The organism is Streptomyces sp. NPDC107454 (assembly GCF_055582885.1).
This window is the reverse complement of record NZ_JBVJPA010000018.1, coordinates 195,988-212,177: the sequence shown is the minus strand read 5'-3', so window position 1 is coordinate 212,177 and position 16,190 is coordinate 195,988. Positions and strand designations below refer to the sequence as shown.

The 16,190-nt window shown below is 66.8% G+C and carries 15 protein-coding genes and 1 pseudogene; 2 read left to right on the top strand and 14 right to left on the bottom strand.

Features of this window, described 5'->3' with window-relative positions; all coding sequences use genetic code 11:
* A pseudogene (locus ACZ69M_RS39530) lies at window positions 1-510 on the bottom strand (transposase); the annotation flags it as partial.
* Window positions 511-568: 58 nt separating this feature from the next.
* Between ACZ69M_RS39530 and ACZ69M_RS39525 the strand changes: the two are divergent.
* Window positions 569-1,309, top strand: coding sequence for a class I SAM-dependent methyltransferase (locus tag ACZ69M_RS39525; RefSeq protein WP_470057703.1), 741 nt, complete (start codon window positions 569-571; stop codon window positions 1,307-1,309).
* Between the two features lie 61 nt (window positions 1,310-1,370).
* Here the strand turns inward: ACZ69M_RS39525 and ACZ69M_RS39520 are convergent, their stop codons facing one another.
* Window positions 1,371-2,624 carry an IS256 family transposase gene (locus ACZ69M_RS39520; RefSeq protein ID WP_470057701.1) on the bottom strand — a complete coding sequence of 418 codons (1,254 nt, stop codon included), beginning with the start codon at window positions 2,622-2,624 and terminating at the stop codon, window positions 1,371-1,373.
* A 128-nt stretch (window positions 2,625-2,752) separates the two neighbouring features.
* A complete protein-coding gene (locus ACZ69M_RS39515; protein WP_470057700.1) occupies window positions 2,753-3,979 on the bottom strand; it encodes an IS110 family RNA-guided transposase in 1,227 nt (408 codons plus the stop codon).
* 343 nt (window positions 3,980-4,322) lie between these two features.
* On the opposite strand from ACZ69M_RS39515, the gene ACZ69M_RS39510 reads away from it, so the two are divergent.
* Entirely contained in the window at window positions 4,323-4,979 is a 657-nt protein-coding gene (locus tag ACZ69M_RS39510) for a glutamate ligase domain-containing protein (RefSeq protein ID WP_470057698.1), read from the top strand.
* Here ACZ69M_RS39510 and ACZ69M_RS39505 read toward each other — a convergent pair.
* The 11 genes from ACZ69M_RS39505 to ACZ69M_RS39455 form a co-directional block, all read right to left on the bottom strand.
* Window positions 4,976-6,097 carry a Mur ligase family protein gene (locus ACZ69M_RS39505; RefSeq protein WP_470057696.1) on the bottom strand — a complete coding sequence of 374 codons (1,122 nt, stop codon included), beginning with the start codon at window positions 6,095-6,097 and terminating at the stop codon, window positions 4,976-4,978. The genes ACZ69M_RS39510 and ACZ69M_RS39505 overlap by 4 nt on opposite strands.
* Window positions 6,067-6,435 carry a Mur ligase domain-containing protein gene (locus ACZ69M_RS39500; protein WP_470057694.1) on the bottom strand — a complete coding sequence of 123 codons (369 nt, stop codon included), beginning with the start codon at window positions 6,433-6,435 and terminating at the stop codon, window positions 6,067-6,069. Before ACZ69M_RS39500 ends, ACZ69M_RS39505 begins: the two co-directional genes overlap by 31 nt.
* A gap of 271 nt (window positions 6,436-6,706) precedes the next feature.
* Entirely contained in the window at window positions 6,707-7,144 is a 438-nt protein-coding gene (locus tag ACZ69M_RS39495) for a hypothetical protein (protein WP_470057693.1), read from the bottom strand.
* A gap of 42 nt (window positions 7,145-7,186) precedes the next feature.
* Window positions 7,187-8,206 carry a zinc-dependent alcohol dehydrogenase gene (locus ACZ69M_RS39490; RefSeq protein ID WP_470057691.1) on the bottom strand — a complete coding sequence of 340 codons (1,020 nt, stop codon included), beginning with the start codon at window positions 8,204-8,206 and terminating at the stop codon, window positions 7,187-7,189.
* Window positions 8,207-8,229: 23 nt separating this feature from the next.
* Entirely contained in the window at window positions 8,230-9,090 is an 861-nt protein-coding gene (locus tag ACZ69M_RS39485) for an SMP-30/gluconolactonase/LRE family protein (protein WP_470057690.1), read from the bottom strand.
* Between the two features lie 47 nt (window positions 9,091-9,137).
* Window positions 9,138-9,944, bottom strand: coding sequence for an SDR family NAD(P)-dependent oxidoreductase (locus ACZ69M_RS39480; RefSeq protein WP_470057688.1), 807 nt, complete (start codon window positions 9,942-9,944; stop codon window positions 9,138-9,140).
* A 146-nt stretch (window positions 9,945-10,090) separates the two neighbouring features.
* Entirely contained in the window at window positions 10,091-10,981 is an 891-nt protein-coding gene (locus ACZ69M_RS39475) for an SMP-30/gluconolactonase/LRE family protein (RefSeq protein ID WP_470057686.1), read from the bottom strand.
* Window positions 10,982-10,986: 5 nt separating this feature from the next.
* Entirely contained in the window at window positions 10,987-11,763 is a 777-nt protein-coding gene (locus ACZ69M_RS39470; protein WP_470057684.1) for an SDR family NAD(P)-dependent oxidoreductase, read from the bottom strand.
* 157 nt (window positions 11,764-11,920) lie between these two features.
* A complete protein-coding gene (locus ACZ69M_RS39465) occupies window positions 11,921-13,432 on the bottom strand; it encodes an ABC transporter substrate-binding protein (protein WP_470057682.1) in 1,512 nt (503 codons plus the stop codon).
* A 124-nt stretch (window positions 13,433-13,556) separates the two neighbouring features.
* Window positions 13,557-14,402, bottom strand: coding sequence for an ATP-binding cassette domain-containing protein (locus ACZ69M_RS39460; protein WP_470057681.1), 846 nt, complete (start codon window positions 14,400-14,402; stop codon window positions 13,557-13,559).
* Window positions 14,399-16,186 carry a dipeptide/oligopeptide/nickel ABC transporter permease/ATP-binding protein gene (locus ACZ69M_RS39455; RefSeq protein WP_470057720.1) on the bottom strand — a complete coding sequence of 596 codons (1,788 nt, stop codon included), beginning with the start codon at window positions 16,184-16,186 and terminating at the stop codon, window positions 14,399-14,401. Before ACZ69M_RS39455 ends, ACZ69M_RS39460 begins: the two co-directional genes overlap by 4 nt.
* Window positions 16,187-16,190: the final 4 nt, after the last annotated feature.

The following is a 16,190-nucleotide window of genomic DNA, read 5'->3' as shown; positions in this document are numbered from 1 at the left end:
CCATGCCCAGGGTGAGCTCGGCGTGGATGCGGCGGTAGCCGTAGGTGCCGCGGGAAGCGACGTGAACCTCTCGGATCAGTCCGGTCAGCCAGTCCCGCCGTAGCTGCCGTGGAGTGGTCGGTGTGCGCTTGTGCTTGTAGTAGTTCTGCCGGGCGACGCCAAGGATCCGGCAGCACCTGTCGACCGGTGCCCCGGCATCGACGAGCCGGTCGATCACCGGGTAGAGCCTTTTGGGGCCGGCTTGTCCTTGCCAAGGAACTTCGCCGTCTGCCGGACGATCGCCAGCTCGGTTTCCAGCTCATGGATCCGCCGGCGAGCGGCCCGCAACTCAGCAGATTCGCTCGACGGCGTTCCCGGTCGCCGCCCGTTGTCGATGTCGTCTTGCCGCAACCACTTCGACAACGTGACGGGATGGATGCCGAGCTCAACCGCCGTCTGTTTGGCCTGCTTGCCGGCGCGGACCAGCGCGATGGCACGCGCTCGGAACTCCGGAGGAGAGAAATTGTCAATACTTGTGGATGGCTCATCAGCAACGGTAGATGGTGAGTGGCGAGGCATACTGGCAGTCGTGACGACGTATGACCGCATCGGTGCGACCTACAATCACACGCGACGCCCCGACCACCGGATCGCTGTCAAGATCCACGAGGCGCTCGGCGATGCCAGCACTGTCGTCAACGTCGGTGCTGGCGCTGGCTCCTACGAACCACCGCAAACGGTGTTGGCGGTTGAACCCAGTGCAGTGATGATCGCCCAACGTCCGGCCGGATCTGCGCGGGCTCTGCAGGTCTCCGCAGAGTCGATTCCCCTCGCTGACAATTCGGCCGACGCGGTGATGGCCCTGCTGACCGTGCACCACTGGACGAACCTGGAAGCCGGTATCGGGGAACTCCTTCGGATCGCCCGGCAACGCGTCGTCATCTTCACTTGGGACCAGGCCATCTTCCGCAGATTTTGGCTGCTGGACGAGTACCTGCCCGAGGTAGCCGCGTTCACCGACACACGGTCCGTCCCTATCGATCGGCTGATTGAGCTGCTGGGAGACTCCCGCGTCGAGACGGTCTCGATCCCGCACGACTGCACCGACGGCTTCGGCGCTGCCTTCTGGCACCGACCTGAGGCATACCTCGATCCGAGAGTGCGAGCAGGCATCTCGATGCTCGCCCAGGCCGGCGAAGAGGTCCTCCGCCCAGGTCTGGCCCGGCTGTCCAGCGACCTGTCCTCCGGCCTGTGGCACGAACGCCATGCTGACCTGCTCAACTGCGAAGCACTCGACGTCGGCTACCGACTTCTCGTAGCGGACCTTTAACACAAGAGGGCGCGCCCCGACCCAACACTCAGGCAGATCTGTATATCTGCAGTGGACTTGTTCATGCCGCGAGGTTCTCGGAGCGTTCGACGAGGTGGCCGCGTTCGAAGCGGGCTCCAGCTCGGACGAGTGCGACCAGGTGGGGTGCGTTCACGGCTCGCCAGCGGGCCTGGGCGGACTCGACAAGCTTGAACACCATCGCCAGAGCGGCAGTTCGGGAGCCGGCGCCCTTGGTGACCTTCGTCCGCAGACGGACGGTCGCGAAGGTCGACTCGATCGGGTTGGTGGTCCGCAAGTGGATCCAGTGCTCGGCGGGGAAGTCGTAGAACGCCAGCAGCTCGGCCTCGTCATCGGCGATCTTCTTGACGGCCTTGGGGAACTTCGTCCCGTACTGCTTGGCGAACGCCTTGACCGCTTCGGCCGCGTTCTCCTTGTCCTCGGCGTTGTAGATGTCCTGGATGGCCTTCTTCGCCGCCGACTGGGCCGACTTCGGCAGGCTGTCGAGGACATTTGCCGTTTTGTGAACCCAACACCGCTGGTGACGGGTGGTGGGGAAGACCTCGTTGAGCGCGTTCCAGAAGCCAAGGGCGCCGTCGCCGACGGCGAGGACGGGAGCGCGCATGCCGCGTCGGGCGGCATCCCGCAGCAGGCTTGCCCAGGACTCCGCGGATTCGCGGTAGCCGTCGGCCATGGCGATCAGTTCCTTGGTGCCGTCCGCGCGCACACCCATCACAACCAGGACGGCGGCCTTGGCCTCCTCCAGGCGTATGCGCAGGTGGATGCCGTCGGCCCAGACGTAGACGTAGTCGGTGGCGGACAGGTCGCGCTCGCCGAATGCCTTGCGGTCGGCCTGCCACTGGGTGGTCAGCCGGGTCACCGTGGCGGGCGACAGCCCGGCCGAGGAGCCGAGGAACTGCTCCAGCGCGGGCACAAAGTCGCCGCTGGAAAGACCGTGGAGGTAAAGCAGCGGCAGCACTTCGCTGATCTTCGGGGACCTCCTCGCCCAGGGCGGCAGGATCGCCGAGGAGAACCGCTTGCGCTCGCCCGTCGCCTCGTCGATGCGCTTGTCGTTGACCCGCGGAGCCTTGACCTCGACGGTCCCGGCAGAGGTGGTGACCGACCTTGGCTGGTGGTGGCCGTTGCGCACGACCAGACGGCGACCGTTCTCGTCCCGCTGGTCGGCCAACTCAGTTATGCAGGCGTCGACTTCAGCCTCCAGGGCAGCGGCCAGCATCCGCCTGGCACCCTCCCGGACGATCTCGTCGATCAGGGACCCTCCTCGCGTCGAGCCGTCCTCGGTGATTACCGTGAGCATGGGCGTACCTTCCCAGCCGACGGGCCAACGTCGGCGTACTCGATTCCAGTCAATCGATCACCCGGGAAGGTACGCCCCCTCGCGTCCAACCCGGGTCCGATCCACAGACATCCGAGCTTGGTAAGAAGTCAAGTAGTGGCTGGCGCGAGAGCTGGGAATGCCTTGGTGGGATCGAACTTCTGGCCGGTCGCCAGGCAGTGGTGCAGGCAGCCCAGGAGTCGGTTGAACACGTGCCGCATGGCGGCGGTGTGCCGGTCTCCTCGGGCTCTGCGCCGGTCGTAGTGCTCCTTCACCTGTGGTGAAGGCAGGGCTCCGAAGATCCACACGTAGCCGGCGGCGGCCAGCCGCTGGTTCTTCACGCGGCGGTGGCGCACGGCGTGGCTCTTGCCGCTGGCGACGGTGATCGGCGCGGCTCCGGCGTATGCCTTGAGGGCGCGGGCATCGCGGAAGCGGGAGCGGTCATCACCGATCTCGCCCAGCACGCGGGCGCCGGTGAGCGGGCCGATGCCCGGGAAACTGCTGAGGATCTCGGCGTCCGGGTGCTGGTCGAACGCCTCAGCTGCCGCACCGGCAAGGTCGTCCGCCGCTCGGCAGGCAGCATCCAACTGCCCTACCAGAGCGGCGGTCTGGTGTCCCATGGCCTGCTCGACCAGGGGGAGCTGGTGGAGGTAGTCGCCGGTGAAGATAGTCCGCAGACGTTCGATCCAGGTGTCGATGTTGCGCTGCCGTCCCGACTTGCGCAGCAGCGACCGCAACTGGGCGCGCGTCAGTCGCGCGGCCGCCGTGGGGTCCGGAGCCGCAGCGAGCACGGTCCTCGCCTCCCGGGAGTCCAGTCCGATGCCCCGGACTTGGAAGGCCGCCAGGGCGGCCGGGAAGTACTGCTTGAGGTGCGAGCGGAGCTGGTTGTTTAGCTGGGCCCGGTTCCAGACCGCGTCCTGCTGGGCGCGGGCGAGCACCGAGATGGCCTGGGCGAGCTCGGAGTCGGCGGACAGCGGACGGTGGACGTCCGCGTCCGTCCGCAGAATGTTGGCCAGCGCCATGGCGTCGGCATGGTCGGACTTGGCGCGGGTGACGCGATGGCGCTCTCGATAGCGGGCGACCGCCATCGGGTTGATCGAGTACACCTTCCGGCCGGTGGAGCGCAGGCAGGCGAACAGCAGGCCCCGTACGGTCTCGACCGCGACCGGGATGGGGTTTTTCGGACTGTCTCCAGCCTCGGCCAGCATGTTCAGCAGCTGGCGGTAGCCTTCCGCGTCGTCGCCGATGTGCCTCTTGGCGACGAGCTGCCCGGCCTCGTCCACCAGAGCCACGTCATGATGGTTTTCCGCCCAGTCGATCCCGCAGGTGATCGTCAATCCTGTGTCCTCTCTCCTAGTGTTTGCCCAGCGTGTGAGCCTGTGCGGGGACACGCAGCGACCTAATAGGAGGGCTCGGCGGCCCGACATCCGATGAGCTGTTCGTGGCCCCAGCTGACCGCACGGCCCCGGTCTTCGGAGAGAGCTCTGCGGCTCGCGTGTTGAGGAGCGGGTGGTCGTACGGGCGGCTCGGGTCACGATCATCAGTGCCCCCGCGGAGGCGATCGACACGCGCCGTCCGCGAGGGCACGGCGGCGGGGCCCTCTGCCTGTGGAGAGGAGTCCGGCTCCGAGTCTTGAGTAGGGGTCACCCGTCACCGTGCACTGCTATTAGGTCTTGAGCATTGCTCGCCGTCGCCGTCGTCCTTGGCGAGCACGGCAAGGCCTCCTACACGCTGCAGACCCCCGAGGGCGAAGCGCGGGTCGACCTCCAACTCGTCGGACATGTTCAGGTCCACAACAGTCTCGCGGCAGCCGCCGTGGCCCGCGAAGCCGGACTCGACGTCGACCAGATCGCCGAACTCCTGTCCGCAGCCACCACCCAGTCACGCTGGCGAATGGAAACCCACACTCGAGCCGACGGCGTCACGATCGTCAACGACGCCTACAACGCGAATCCCCACTCGATGCGCTCCTCGCTCGACGCTCTCGCCACGATGACCCGCGGCCGCAACCAGCGCGCCATTGCAGTGCTGGGGCGGATGAACGAGCTGGGCGACGACGAGCGCACCGCGCACGAGGACATCGGACGGCACGCCGCCGGACTCGATCTGGACCAGCTCATCATGGTGGGAGGGGACGAGGCCGGATGGGTACAGAAGGCCGCGAGTGCCGCCGGCGCGACGGCCGTCCACGTGCCCGACCAGGAGACCGCACTGCATCTTCTGCACTCCACCCTCCGGCCCGGGGACGTCGTACTGGTCAAGGCATCCCGAGGGGTCCAGCTGCAGCAGCTCGCCGACGCGCTGCTGCAACCGGACCCCGAGACAGCGGGCGCCTAGACCACCGTGGGTGTCAGATCGGACAGTGCGCGCCTGAGCAGCACGCCACACTCGTTCAGGTCGCCAGTCCCCATGAGCACCACCACGTCGCCCTCCCGGGCCGCAGTCGAGGCGCACATCACGGCCCTCTCCCGCGCTGTCTCCACGGCCAAGACCGCGCCGCCGGCCTGGCCGATGGAGACGGACACCTCACGCAGCGACGCCTCACTGATGCTCCGGGCGTCGCCTGTCAGCACTACGGCGTCGCTGCTCGCCAGTGCCGTTGCGAACTCGGTGCCGAAGGCGTCGAGCCGGGCCTGACCGGTGGGGCGGAACACCGTGATCACCCGCCCCTGCCCGGTGAGGAGGGCGCGGGCGGCCTTCAGATCGGCCGTGATCTCGGTGGGGTGGTGGGCGTAGGAGTCGTAGATCCGCACGCCCGCCATCATGCCCGCCGAGCTCATCCGCCTCTGAACGCCGTCGAAGTAGCCCAGCTCCTCCACCGCCAGGTCGAGGTCCTGGCCCAGAACGGCCAGGGCCGCCATCGTTGCAGCGGCGTTCAGCAACTGATGGACGCCCGGAATCCGCAGAGCCAGGTGGAATTCCTGGCCCTGCGGCCCGCACAGCAGCGCCGTGCTGCGCCTGCCCGTGCAGGCCATCTCCGTCAGGCGCCAGTCCGCGTCCGTCGACTCTCCGAACGTCACCACCCGTGGGCCGTCCCCGGCACTCAGCCGGGACTGCAGGTCGCGGCAGCCAGGCGAGTCAGCGTTCAGCACCACTGCGCCGCCCGCCCGCATGCCCCGCACGAACGCCTCGAACACGTCCACGTACTCCGCGGCGTTGGCGTAGTTCTCCGGGTGGTCGTACCCGATGTTCGTGACGACCGCCACATTCACGCCCACCCCGAGGAGCGTGCGGTCCGACTCGTCGATCTCCGCGACGAACAGGCTGCTGCTGCCCGCGCGTCCTCCGCTGCCCGGCCCCTCGATGTCCGCGCCCACCATGTACGACGGGCTCTGGCCCATGCGGCTCAACGTGACGGCCAGCATGCCCGATGTGCTGGACTTGCCGTGCGTGCCCAGCACGCCGACCGCCATGTGCCCGGTCATCAGGGCGTCCAGTGCCGCTGCACGGTGCACGGTGCACGGTGCACGACGGGAACGCCCCGCTCCAGGGCTGCAAGGATCTCGGGGTTGTCGGATTCGATGGCGTGAGTGAACACCACCGCGGTCACGCCCGCGGGTACCTGCTCTGCGGCGTGTCCGATGTGCACAGTCACCCCCAGGCGGGCCAGTTCCTCCATACGCTCCGAGGCCTTGGTGTCACTGCCGGAGACGGCGAACCCGCGCTCGACGCACAAGCGGGCTACGGGCAGCATGCCCGTACCGGCGATCCCGACGAAATGCGGACGGGTCAGGTCGATCGCTTCACCGGCCGACAGGCTGGGAACGATCTTCGGGACTGCGGATTCTGCCATGAAACAGCCTCCTCGACGACGACTTCCGCCGTCTCAACTGGCAACCAGCGCACCCTGGTTGGGGGCGCACCGCCACCGTCCCTTCCTCCCCCCCCGCACGGTCTACGACCTGCGGTGTTGCGAATACATTCGCAACACCGCCACCCACCCCAGGCCAGGCTCGGTCGCCCAGGTGGTGAGACTTGAACACACCGAACTACCCACTCGCGCTTGCCCTTGCCACGGCCCGTTGGACCAATAGTGAGACGGCCCGCCGCATCAACACCCGGGCTCAGGAAAAGGGACACCGCAGTGTCGCTGTCGACCGCTCGCGCGTGAGTCGGTGGATTCGACACGGAGAGAAGCCCCGCCCACCCATCCCTGAACTCCTGGCCGAACCCCTAATACTCACCCGCAGTGTGGCGACGTCGCGCGGCGCAGGGGCCTCGAAGGTCGTGCGATACCAGAAGTAGTTCCGCGGGTGGCCCGGGGTGCCGGCGTCGGTGAAGCGGTGCGGGTCCGATGGGAGGCCGACGAGTCCCTTGACGACCTCGTACTCGGGGGTCACGAACTCGTCGATTCCGGGGAACTCCGGCGTCGACGAATGGGTCAGGGCCGGCATGGGGACGCGGTGCTGGTACTCGGTCGGCGGTTCGGTTGCGGAGACGGTGTCCGCCACGTCCCACACGCCGTCCAGGAGGACGGTATGCCGCGTGGTGCGGTGTGTCATGAGAGTGCCTATTCTCCGTTGAGTGGCCTCGAGGGGCTGGGTCTACAGGGTCGGATCGAAGATGAACTTCAGTCCGGAGCCGGAGCGTGTCTGCTCGAAGACGGACTCCCAGTCGTCAAGTGCGGCGACCCGGCTGATGAGGGGACGAGCTGCGACCCCTCCGCCGGCCAGCAGCAGCAGCGCCTTGTCGAGGGCATGCGGTGACGCGCCGTAATACGTCTTGAGGGACAGCCCCTTGAGGCAGAACTGGTCCATGTCGATGGGCGCGGGGGCTCCGAAGATGCCGAGCTGAACGTAGGTTCCGGCTTTCGCGCAGGCCGTGAGGCACAGATTCGCCGCAGCCACTGCCCCGGAGCACTCGATGACGACGTCGAACTGTTCGCGGACCGCGCTCGCGTCGAGGGGCGCGGAGTCTCCCACGACAGGGAATCCGAGATTCCGAGCTACCGTGAGCCGCTTCGAGTCCCGTGGTGTGCCGGCGACCGTCGGCGTGCCTCCCGCCAGGCGTGCCACCTGCGCGGCCAGCAGTCCGACGGTTCCGGGGCCGGTCACGAGTACACGGTCACCGGGCGCTACCACGGGCGGGAAGTCGAGCGCACCGAGCACACAGGCGAGCGGTTCGGCGAGCGCCGCGTCGAGGAGTTCGAGGCCGTCGGGCACCAGGTGCAGGTTCTGCACCGGGATGGTGAGGTGCCTGGTGAATGCGCCATCGGCGAGGCGTCCTATGGCTCGGCGTTTCTCACAAAGGTTGCGCCTGCCTCGCAGACAGTTGCGACATGTACCGTCTGCGACGATGACCTCCGCGACCACGCGCGCACCGAGCCACTCGTCGCCGACTCCGTCGCCGCACTCGACGACCGTGCCGCTCGTCTCGTGCCCCATGACCACGGGGGGCTCAGTAGGCCATTCGCCGTCCATGATGTGCAGATCGGTCCCGCACACCCCTGCCGCGGCGACCTCCACCACCGCCTCACCCGCCCTCGGCGGGCGCACGGAGACGTCACGGATTTCCACACCGCCGGCGCCCCTGGTGGTCTTGACTATCGCCTTGGCCTTGGCCATACGCCGTTCCGGCGTTCCTGTGGTCACTTCGGCGGGAGGGGGACGCCGCCGAGGTTCACCGCGAGTTCGGTGACATGCCACCGGCCGAGGTTGCTCGACAACAGGCGATGGCCCTGGAAGGCAAGGTTCGTGGGGTGGGCGAGCGTGTGGGCCGAGTCATCCTCGCCGACGACGGTGGCAGTGCCGTCCAACGAGACGTTGAGCACCTTGCTCGGTTCGTAGCAACCCACGAAGACCGACCCGTCCTCGCCCACAGCGAGCCCGTCGGGATAGATGCCGGGCAGGATGGCGAGGTCGCGCTTGTCCCCCGCCGAGCCGTCGGCCTCCACCGCTATGGCGCTGATGGCGTTACGGAAGGTCTCAACGACGTAGAGCGTCGATCCGTCCGGGCTGAACGCCAGCCCGTTGGCGAAGGTGAACGGCCCTTCGTGCCAGACCTCCCCGGATCCGTCGGGATTGAAGACGAGGATGCCGGGGCCTGGTTCGTCGAACTTCCAGCTGTCGGACACGAACAGGCGGCCCTGGCGGTCGAAGGCCGGGTAGTTGGGCAGGAGGAACCGATGTCCTTCGACGCCGTCCGCGAAGAGAGTGAGCGTGCGGGTTGCCACCTCGAGGCGGAACACCGCGGCATGCTTCATGTCGCAGATGAAGAGGTCACCGTTGTGGTCGAAGGCCATGCCCAGGCAGAAGCCCTCGGTGCTCGCGACGATCTCCCAGCTACTTCCGTCGGGGGCGATCCGGTAGATCTCGCCGCGATCTCCACCGCACCAGATGTTGCCCTCCTGGTCGACGGCGATCCCCTCGGGATGCGAGATGCGAACCTCGGTCGTGGCACCTTCGCAGAGGACGCTCATCGCAACGTCCTTGCCCATGTACTTATCCATGATTTCCTTCCTCTCGTGATGCGTTGCCGGCCGTCGCGGCGGCCGTGTCAGTTGAAAGTCCACCCGCCGTCGACCAGGAGCGTCTGTCCTGTGACGAAGGAGGAGGCGTCGCTCGCCAGGTAGATGGCCGCGGCGGCAATGTCGGATACGGATCCACGCCGCTTGACCGACTGCTTCTCGACCACCGACCGGTCGAACGCCTCTTGGTCTTCGTAGAGGCCGAACTCCGCGCGCGTGGGGAAGGCGCCGGGCGCGAGGACATTCGCCGTCACGCCCAGCGGGCTGACCTCGCGTGCGAGGGCACGCGTGAGTCCGACGACCGCCCCCTTCGTCGCGATGTAGGCACCCAGCCCGTCTGGATTTCCCAGAAAGAAGGTCACCGACCCGAAGTTGATGATGTGGCCGCGGCCGCTCGCCTGCAGAAATGGAAGTGCTGCCTGAACCGTGCGCAGATAGCCGACAACGTTGATATCGAGTGCTGTCGCAACCTCGTCGAGATCAATATCCGCCAGGGGCGCACTAGGGAAGATCGCAGCGTCGTTGACCAGGATGTCGATCCCACCGAACTGCGACGCGACCGCGCGAACCGCGGCCGTCACAGCGTCCGTGTCACGAACGTCCACTGCGTGGGTGACTGCCTGTCCCTTCTTATTGAGCATCACCTCGACACCGACAAGCGCGTCGGCGTCGATATCTATGAGCCCCACCTTCGCGCCCGCCCCGACAAAGGCAGTCGCGATCGCGAGACCTAGGCCATGGGCTGCGCCCGTGATGACAGCGGTTCGTCCTTCAATGCTGAAGAGATCAGAGGCGTCGAACGCTGTGGGCTCGGTGTATTCCGATGAAGCCTGCATGCACTGGACCTTTCATGTGCTGGAGCACACCCATCCGACCGGCACCGGCAAATGCCGGGGGCAGGACAGGGCTGCCGATCAGATGGGTGTGGGTCAAGTGAACGCCGCACTGTGCGCGGTGTTGCACGCACTGCAGCCGTTCGGGCTTATGCCTTCCGACCGTCCAGGCGGCATGCGGCGAGGCTGCCGGCTCGTACGACTTCGAGGTCGGCGCTGCCCATGGCAGGGCCGATGCACAGGAATAGAGTGTCCTCCTGGTCGCCGCCGAGAGCGACGGCGAACACGGCACTGCCGTCCGGTGCTGGAACGCGGTCCAGGATCTCGCCGCCTTCGGCTACGCGCACTGCGCCCTTGCCGCCCGCGTCGGCAACCCAGAGGTCTCCTTCGCGGTCGATGCAGATGCCGTCGGGAAGAATCCCTCCGCTGCCGAGCGCCTCGGCCTGGTCGTATTCGTTCTTCAGCTCGTGGAAGACGGCCCAGTTGCGGCGATTGCTGAGAGAGCCGTCTTCCGCGATGTCGAATGCGAGGATGCGGCAACTGAAGGTCTCAGCAACCAGCAGGGTCGTGCCGCCGCCCGTCACCACCGTTCCGTTGGGGAACATGACCGGCTCGCCCACCTGGGCGGCCACACCATCGGCGTTCACGTGCACGAGGCGGGTCGGGGTCATCACCGCGTCTCGTGACTCGTCGTCAAACCCGAAGTTCCCGACGTAGAGCCCGCCGCGGCCGTCGTCGATCATGTCGTTGACCGGGCCGGGGCACAATTCCCGCAGGTCAGCGAACGTTTCCAGCCCACCGTCGTCGCGGAGCCTGACGATCCGACGGTCCAGCATCGACGAAACGAGCAGCTTGCCGCTGGCGTCCCGGGCGAGGCCGGATGGCCGCGCGGGGACCGCGGCCACGGACTCCACGCCGGTGCTTTCGCGGTACCTGAACACCTCCCGCCCGTACATGTCGGAGAAGTACAGGTAGCCGTCATACCAGCGGGGGCCCTCCGGGAACGCCAGACCGGTCGCGATGGTGGTGAGTTCACGCATGCCGATCACCCCAGGTGCGCGAGCAGGCCCGCGTCCACGCCATAGCACGATCCTGTGACCGCACTCGCTTCATCGCTGAGGAGGAATGCCGCGACCCGGGCAACCTCTTCGGGCTCGATGACGCGGAGCATGGGATGCCCCTGCCCATAGGAGTCGACTGTGGCGTCGATATCGCTGGCGCCCTGCATCTGGGCGAGCTCGCGAGCCATGGGCGTACGTACGGTGCCCGGGGCGAAGCAGTTGACCCGGATGCGCTCGCCGGCCAGTTCGACCGCGAGCGAGTTGGTCATGGCGACGATCGCGCCCTTCGACGCCGAGTACAGCGTGGCCGTCGGGCTACTCGCGAAGGCCATCGCCGAAGCCGCGAGCACGATGGATCCACCTCCGGCGGCCCGCAGGTGCGGCACCGCGGCGCGGATGAACTGGAACGGCCCCAGCACGTTGGTCTCGACGACCTCGTGCCATTGGGAGTCGGGGACCTCCGCGATCGGTGCGAGACGGAGCACACCCGCGAGGGCCGCGAGTCCGTCGATCCGCCCGAACTCTTCGACCACCGCCGCGACCGCGGATCGCACGGTCGCATCGTCCCGTGCGTCACCCTGGATCGCCAGCGCGCGCCCGCCGCCAGCGTTGATCTTGGCCGCCTTCTCAGCCGCCGCGTCACCATCGATGTCGAACACGGCTACGGCGCCGCCGCCCGCTGCGACCTGGTCCACAAGCGCGGCGGCGATGCCTTTCCCGCCGCCGGTGATCAGATAGGTCCTGCCTTCGAACCTGCTCATCTCGGGTCCTCCTTCTCCGTCTACTCTTTCGGCGTTGACGAAACCGGCCACGTGTCCATTCGGCCTGTCACGGACGCCTCCTGTGCTGGAGCTGTCAGTCCCTTACCGCTCTGCTGGCGACCTCGCGACAGCAGAGCGACCGGGGCGACGTGGGTGGTCAGTTCTTTGCAATGGTCCAGGGCTGCACCGAGTAGCCCCAGACCATCGGGGGCGTGTAGTCGACCGACTTGCTGTGCGCCCAGAGAAAGGTGTTCGCGACAACCGGCGCGAACCAGGCTTCCTCGACGAAGTACCGGTTGACGTCGGCGAACGCGTTCTTGGCACCGGTCGCGTTCGCCTTGTCAAGCAGCTTCGTCAGCTCCGGAGTCGACGTTCCGAACGGGTTGAACACCGGGCCAAGGGCCGACTCGGCATCAAGAGCGTCGGAACCCGAGTACGTGGAGGGGAAGTAGAACATCGCGAACTTCTTCGATGAGAGGTTGGGAACGATGTCCTGCAGCGACACGTTCTTCCACTTCACCTTGATGCCGATGTCAGCGAGGGACTGGGTCAGGAACGGCTCGTACTGTGTCGAAGCAAGCGTGCTCGGCATCGTCACCGAAAATCCGTCCGCGTAGCCGGCTTCCGCCATCAGCTTGCGAGCGGCCTTGACATCGTGCGGGTAGCGGCCCTTCAGGTCAGCCAGGTAGGCACCGCCGTCGGCCTGGAAGATCTGGTCGACGCCACGGGACTGCCCGGGTGAGAGCTTCTCCACATCTGAGCGGTCCAGGGCCATGTTGATGGCCTGGCGCACCCGCTTGTCGCCGAGTGCCGGCACCACGTCGCCTTCGCGGTCCGCGATCCAGATATTGCCCCAGGTCGTGGGCTTGTCAACGCCGGTGGTGAACTGGTCCTTGAGCGATTTGGACTGGTCCTGGCTGATGCCGACCGCATGGTCCAGCTGACCGGACTGCAGGCCGTTGACCGCGGCGGTGATGTCGGGGATCACCGAGATCTCGATGTGATCGAACGGGAACTTGTCGGCCCGCCACTGGCCGTCGACCTTGTCCAGCACGTACTTCTCGCCTATCTGGGTCTTGGCCAGATTCAATTTGTACGGGCCCGAGCCCACCGGCTTGGTCGCCTCTGCCTCTGTCCCGAGCGTGGAGGGTGCGGCGACGAATCCACCGACGCCGGCCAGGCTCGGCACAAGTGAGGCGTTGGGCTTCGACAGCGTGACCACCACCCTGTCCCCCGCCTGCGCCTTGATCGTTTCCACCCCTGTGAAGCCAGCGCTGCTCCCGGATTTGAAGGTCACCATCAGGTTGTCGACGACCGCCTTGGCATTGACGACCTCGCCGTTGGAGAACTTGGCATCGCCCCGGATGGTCAAAGTGAGGACCGTACGGTCCGCGTTGTACTCGAACTTCTTCGCGAGGTTCGGGACGATCTCCCCCTGCTGGTCGAACGCGAGCAGTGTGTCGAAGATCGAGGTCTGGATCATGATCTCGCCGCCGCCGTACTTGCCGATGGCGAAGCTCGCCGGCGCCTGGCGCGTGGAGATGCTGAGAACGCGTTGCTTGCTCTCGGACTCAGCAGGTGCGGTGCCGGAGCATCCGCTCAGAACAAGTACGACGGCCGCTGCGGCGGCCGCCAGGCCGACCCAGCGATGCCGGATTGAATCGCGCACGTGTGACTCCTCTGTCATGGTCTGCGTTGCCGTCACAGCGACGGGTATTGCAAGGGGAGAGCGGCGTTCGCGCCCGGGAAAGACCAGATGCTCGGCGGTCTGGCAGGCCGTCCGGTCAACGGCCTCAGGACGAGACCGAGGATTCGATCCGTTCGAGGAATGCCTGCCTGGCCGCGCGGCGTTCGGCCTGCGCGTCCGGGTCGGCGACGGGAGCGGCGAGCAGCAGACGCTTGGTGTAGTTGTCCTGCGGGTGCGTCGTGACGGCGTCGGCCGGACCCGTCTCGACGATCTCGCCCCGGTACATCACGGCCACCCGATGGCTGATGTGGCGTACAACTGCCAGGTCGTGGGTGATGAAGAGATACGCGACGCCGGTACTGCGCTGCAGCTCGATCAGCAGATCCAGCACGCGTGCCTGCGTCGTCAGATCCAGCGCCGAGACCGGCTCGTCGCACACGATGAGCCGAGGCTCGAGCACCAGGGCACGAGCGATCGCGATGCGCTGACGCTGCCCGCCGGAGAACTCCCGCGCGAATCGGTCCGCGCTGTCTTTCGGCAGGCCGACGCGGTCGAGGAGCGACGCCACGCGGCGCTCCGCTTCGGACCTTGCGACGCCCTGGGCGATGAGGGGTTCGGTGAGAATGTCGCGCACTTCCATCGCCGGGGTGAGCGAGGTGTAGGGGTCCTGGAACACCACCTGGATGTCGCGCGCACTCTCCCGCTTCCGGCCTGCGGGCAGGTGCGTGATGTCCTGGCCGTCGAAGGTGATCGCACCGCCCGTCGACTGTGCCAGGCCCAGCACCGCGCGGCCGACGGTTGTCTTCCCGGACCCCGATTCGCCTACCAGACCGAGGGTTTCACCTGGCGCAATGTACAGGGACACTCCCTTGAGCACTTCGGGCAAGCGCTGGCGGAATCGGCCACTGGGATAGCGCAGCCTCAGGTCGTCGATCTGTAGAAGGTGGTTCATCTCGCCCCTTCCTTCGCTCTGGGCGCCGGCGCATCGGTGCGGACGGTCTCCGCGTCGAGGATCGAATCGATCAACGATTGCGTGTACTCGTGTGCGGGCTGGCGGAAGATCCGTCGCACATCGCCCGTCTCCATGTCCCGGCCTTCCCGCATCACGACCACGCGGTCGCACAGGTCGGCAACGACACCGAAGTTGTGGGTGACGAGGAGCACGCCCATCTTGAGTTCACGCTGCAGCTCTCGGAGGAGGTCGAGGATTTCGGCCTGGACGGTCACGTCGAGCGCGGTGGTGGGTTCGTCCGCGATCAGCAGCTTCGGTCGCGTGGCGACAGCGCCGGCTATGAGCACGCGCTGCGCCATGCCACCGGAGATTTGATGCGGATACGAGTTGAACGTGCGCTCGGGGTCAGGGATGCCCACTCGTGCCAGCAGCTCGAGTACGCGCTGTTTCGCCTGCGCCGAGGACATCTTGCGCCGCAAGGGCTCAACAAGCTGGGAGCCGACAGTGAACGAGGGGTCGAGGTTCGACATCGGCTCTTGTGGGATGTACGCGATGTCCGGACCACGCAGCTCGCGAAGCTCCGCCTGCGTCAGCTTCAGCAGGGGACGGCCGCCCAGCGACAGCTCCTTGGCGGAAACGTGGGCGTGGCGGTTCAGCAGGCCCAGGATCGCGAACGCTGTCTGGGTCTTGCCGGAGCCCGATTCGCCGACGAGGCCAACGACTTCGCCGCTCTTCACGGTCAGCGAGACCTGGTGCACGACCTCTTTCAGTGTCCTGTCAGGGCGCGGATATCCGATGCGTAGGTCCCGCACCCTCAGCAACGCCTCGTCAAGCGGGGGCTCCGTCGTGCAAGCGGCCTCGTCTGCGTGCTCCGTACCGCCCTTGACCGCACGACGGTTTCGGCGCCTCGCCGGAGCGGAACCACCGGCAAGGGCGTCACGGTAGGCGTTCGCGAAGAGGATCAAGGCCCCGGTGAGGACGACCAGACCGAGCGTCGGCCACACCATCTGGACGGGATTTCCGTACAGCGAAGCGAAAGCCGCTGAAATCATGGAGCCGAAGCTCGGGGTACTCGCACCTACACCGAGAAAGGCGAGGCCGGCCTGAACGTTGATGCAGACCGTGGCGAGGAACGCGGCCTGAATGACGATCGGACCGCGCACCCCGAAGAAGACGTGCCGTGTCAGGATCCGCCGCGTCGACAGACCCGCGACCTTCGCGGCGTCGACGTACAGCTCCCGCCGGATACCGATCACCATGTTCCGCACGAGGCGGTAGACGCCGGGTGCGAGCATGATGCCGAGAAGCACCATCGTCAGCTGGTACGACCCTCGGGTCGCGGGCAGCAGTACGACGAGCATGAGCAGGGTCGGCAGAGCCATGACCAGGTTGAACACCCACGATGTGACCGAGTCCGTGGTGCGTCCCGCATAGCCGGCCAGGAGGCCGAAGACAACACCGAGGACGACGGCGACCGCGGTTCCGATGAACGCCGCTGTGAGGGAGACGCCGATCGAGGCGAGCAGCCGGGACCAGATGTCGAGCCCCTGGCCGTCGCCGCCGAGCAGCCATCCCGGCGTGCCGGCCGGCGCATTGATGTGATCGGTCGAGCTGTACTGGGGGGCGTGGGTGGTGATGAGCGGGGCGAGCAGCCAGAGCAGCATCATGGCGGCCAGCACGGTGGCAGATCCGATCGCCATCGGGTTGCGCAAGAGCGCGCGCAGGGCACGTCCCTTCCGGGGAGGAGGTGCGACGGTCGGCTGGTCTGGCGTGAGTGTTCCCATCTGC

Bases quoted from the DNA above. Each gene is read 5' to 3' on its own strand.
- ACZ69M_RS39520 (WP_470057701.1), bottom strand. From the start codon at position 2,624: ATGCTCACGGTAATCACCGAGGACGGCTCGACGCGAGGAGGGTCCCTG.
- ACZ69M_RS39500 (WP_470057694.1), bottom strand. From the start codon at position 6,435: ATGGCAGAATCCGCAGTCCCGAAGATCGTTCCCAGCCTGTCGGCCGGT.
- ACZ69M_RS39495 (WP_470057693.1), bottom strand. From the start codon at position 7,144: ATGACACACCGCACCACGCGGCATACCGTCCTCCTGGACGGCGTGTGG.
- ACZ69M_RS39490 (WP_470057691.1), bottom strand. From the start codon at position 8,206: ATGGCCAAGGCCAAGGCGATAGTCAAGACCACCAGGGGCGCCGGCGGT.
- ACZ69M_RS39485 (WP_470057690.1), bottom strand. From the start codon at position 9,090: ATGGATAAGTACATGGGCAAGGACGTTGCGATGAGCGTCCTCTGCGAA.
- ACZ69M_RS39480 (WP_470057688.1), bottom strand. From the start codon at position 9,944: ATGCAGGCTTCATCGGAATACACCGAGCCCACAGCGTTCGACGCCTCT.
- ACZ69M_RS39475 (WP_470057686.1), bottom strand. From the start codon at position 10,981: ATGCGTGAACTCACCACCATCGCGACCGGTCTGGCGTTCCCGGAGGGC.
- ACZ69M_RS39470 (WP_470057684.1), bottom strand. From the start codon at position 11,763: ATGAGCAGGTTCGAAGGCAGGACCTATCTGATCACCGGCGGCGGGAAA.
- ACZ69M_RS39460 (WP_470057681.1), bottom strand. From the start codon at position 14,402: ATGAACCACCTTCTACAGATCGACGACCTGAGGCTGCGCTATCCCAGT.
- ACZ69M_RS39455 (WP_470057720.1), bottom strand. From the start codon at position 16,186: ATGGGAACACTCACGCCAGACCAGCCGACCGTCGCACCTCCTCCCCGG.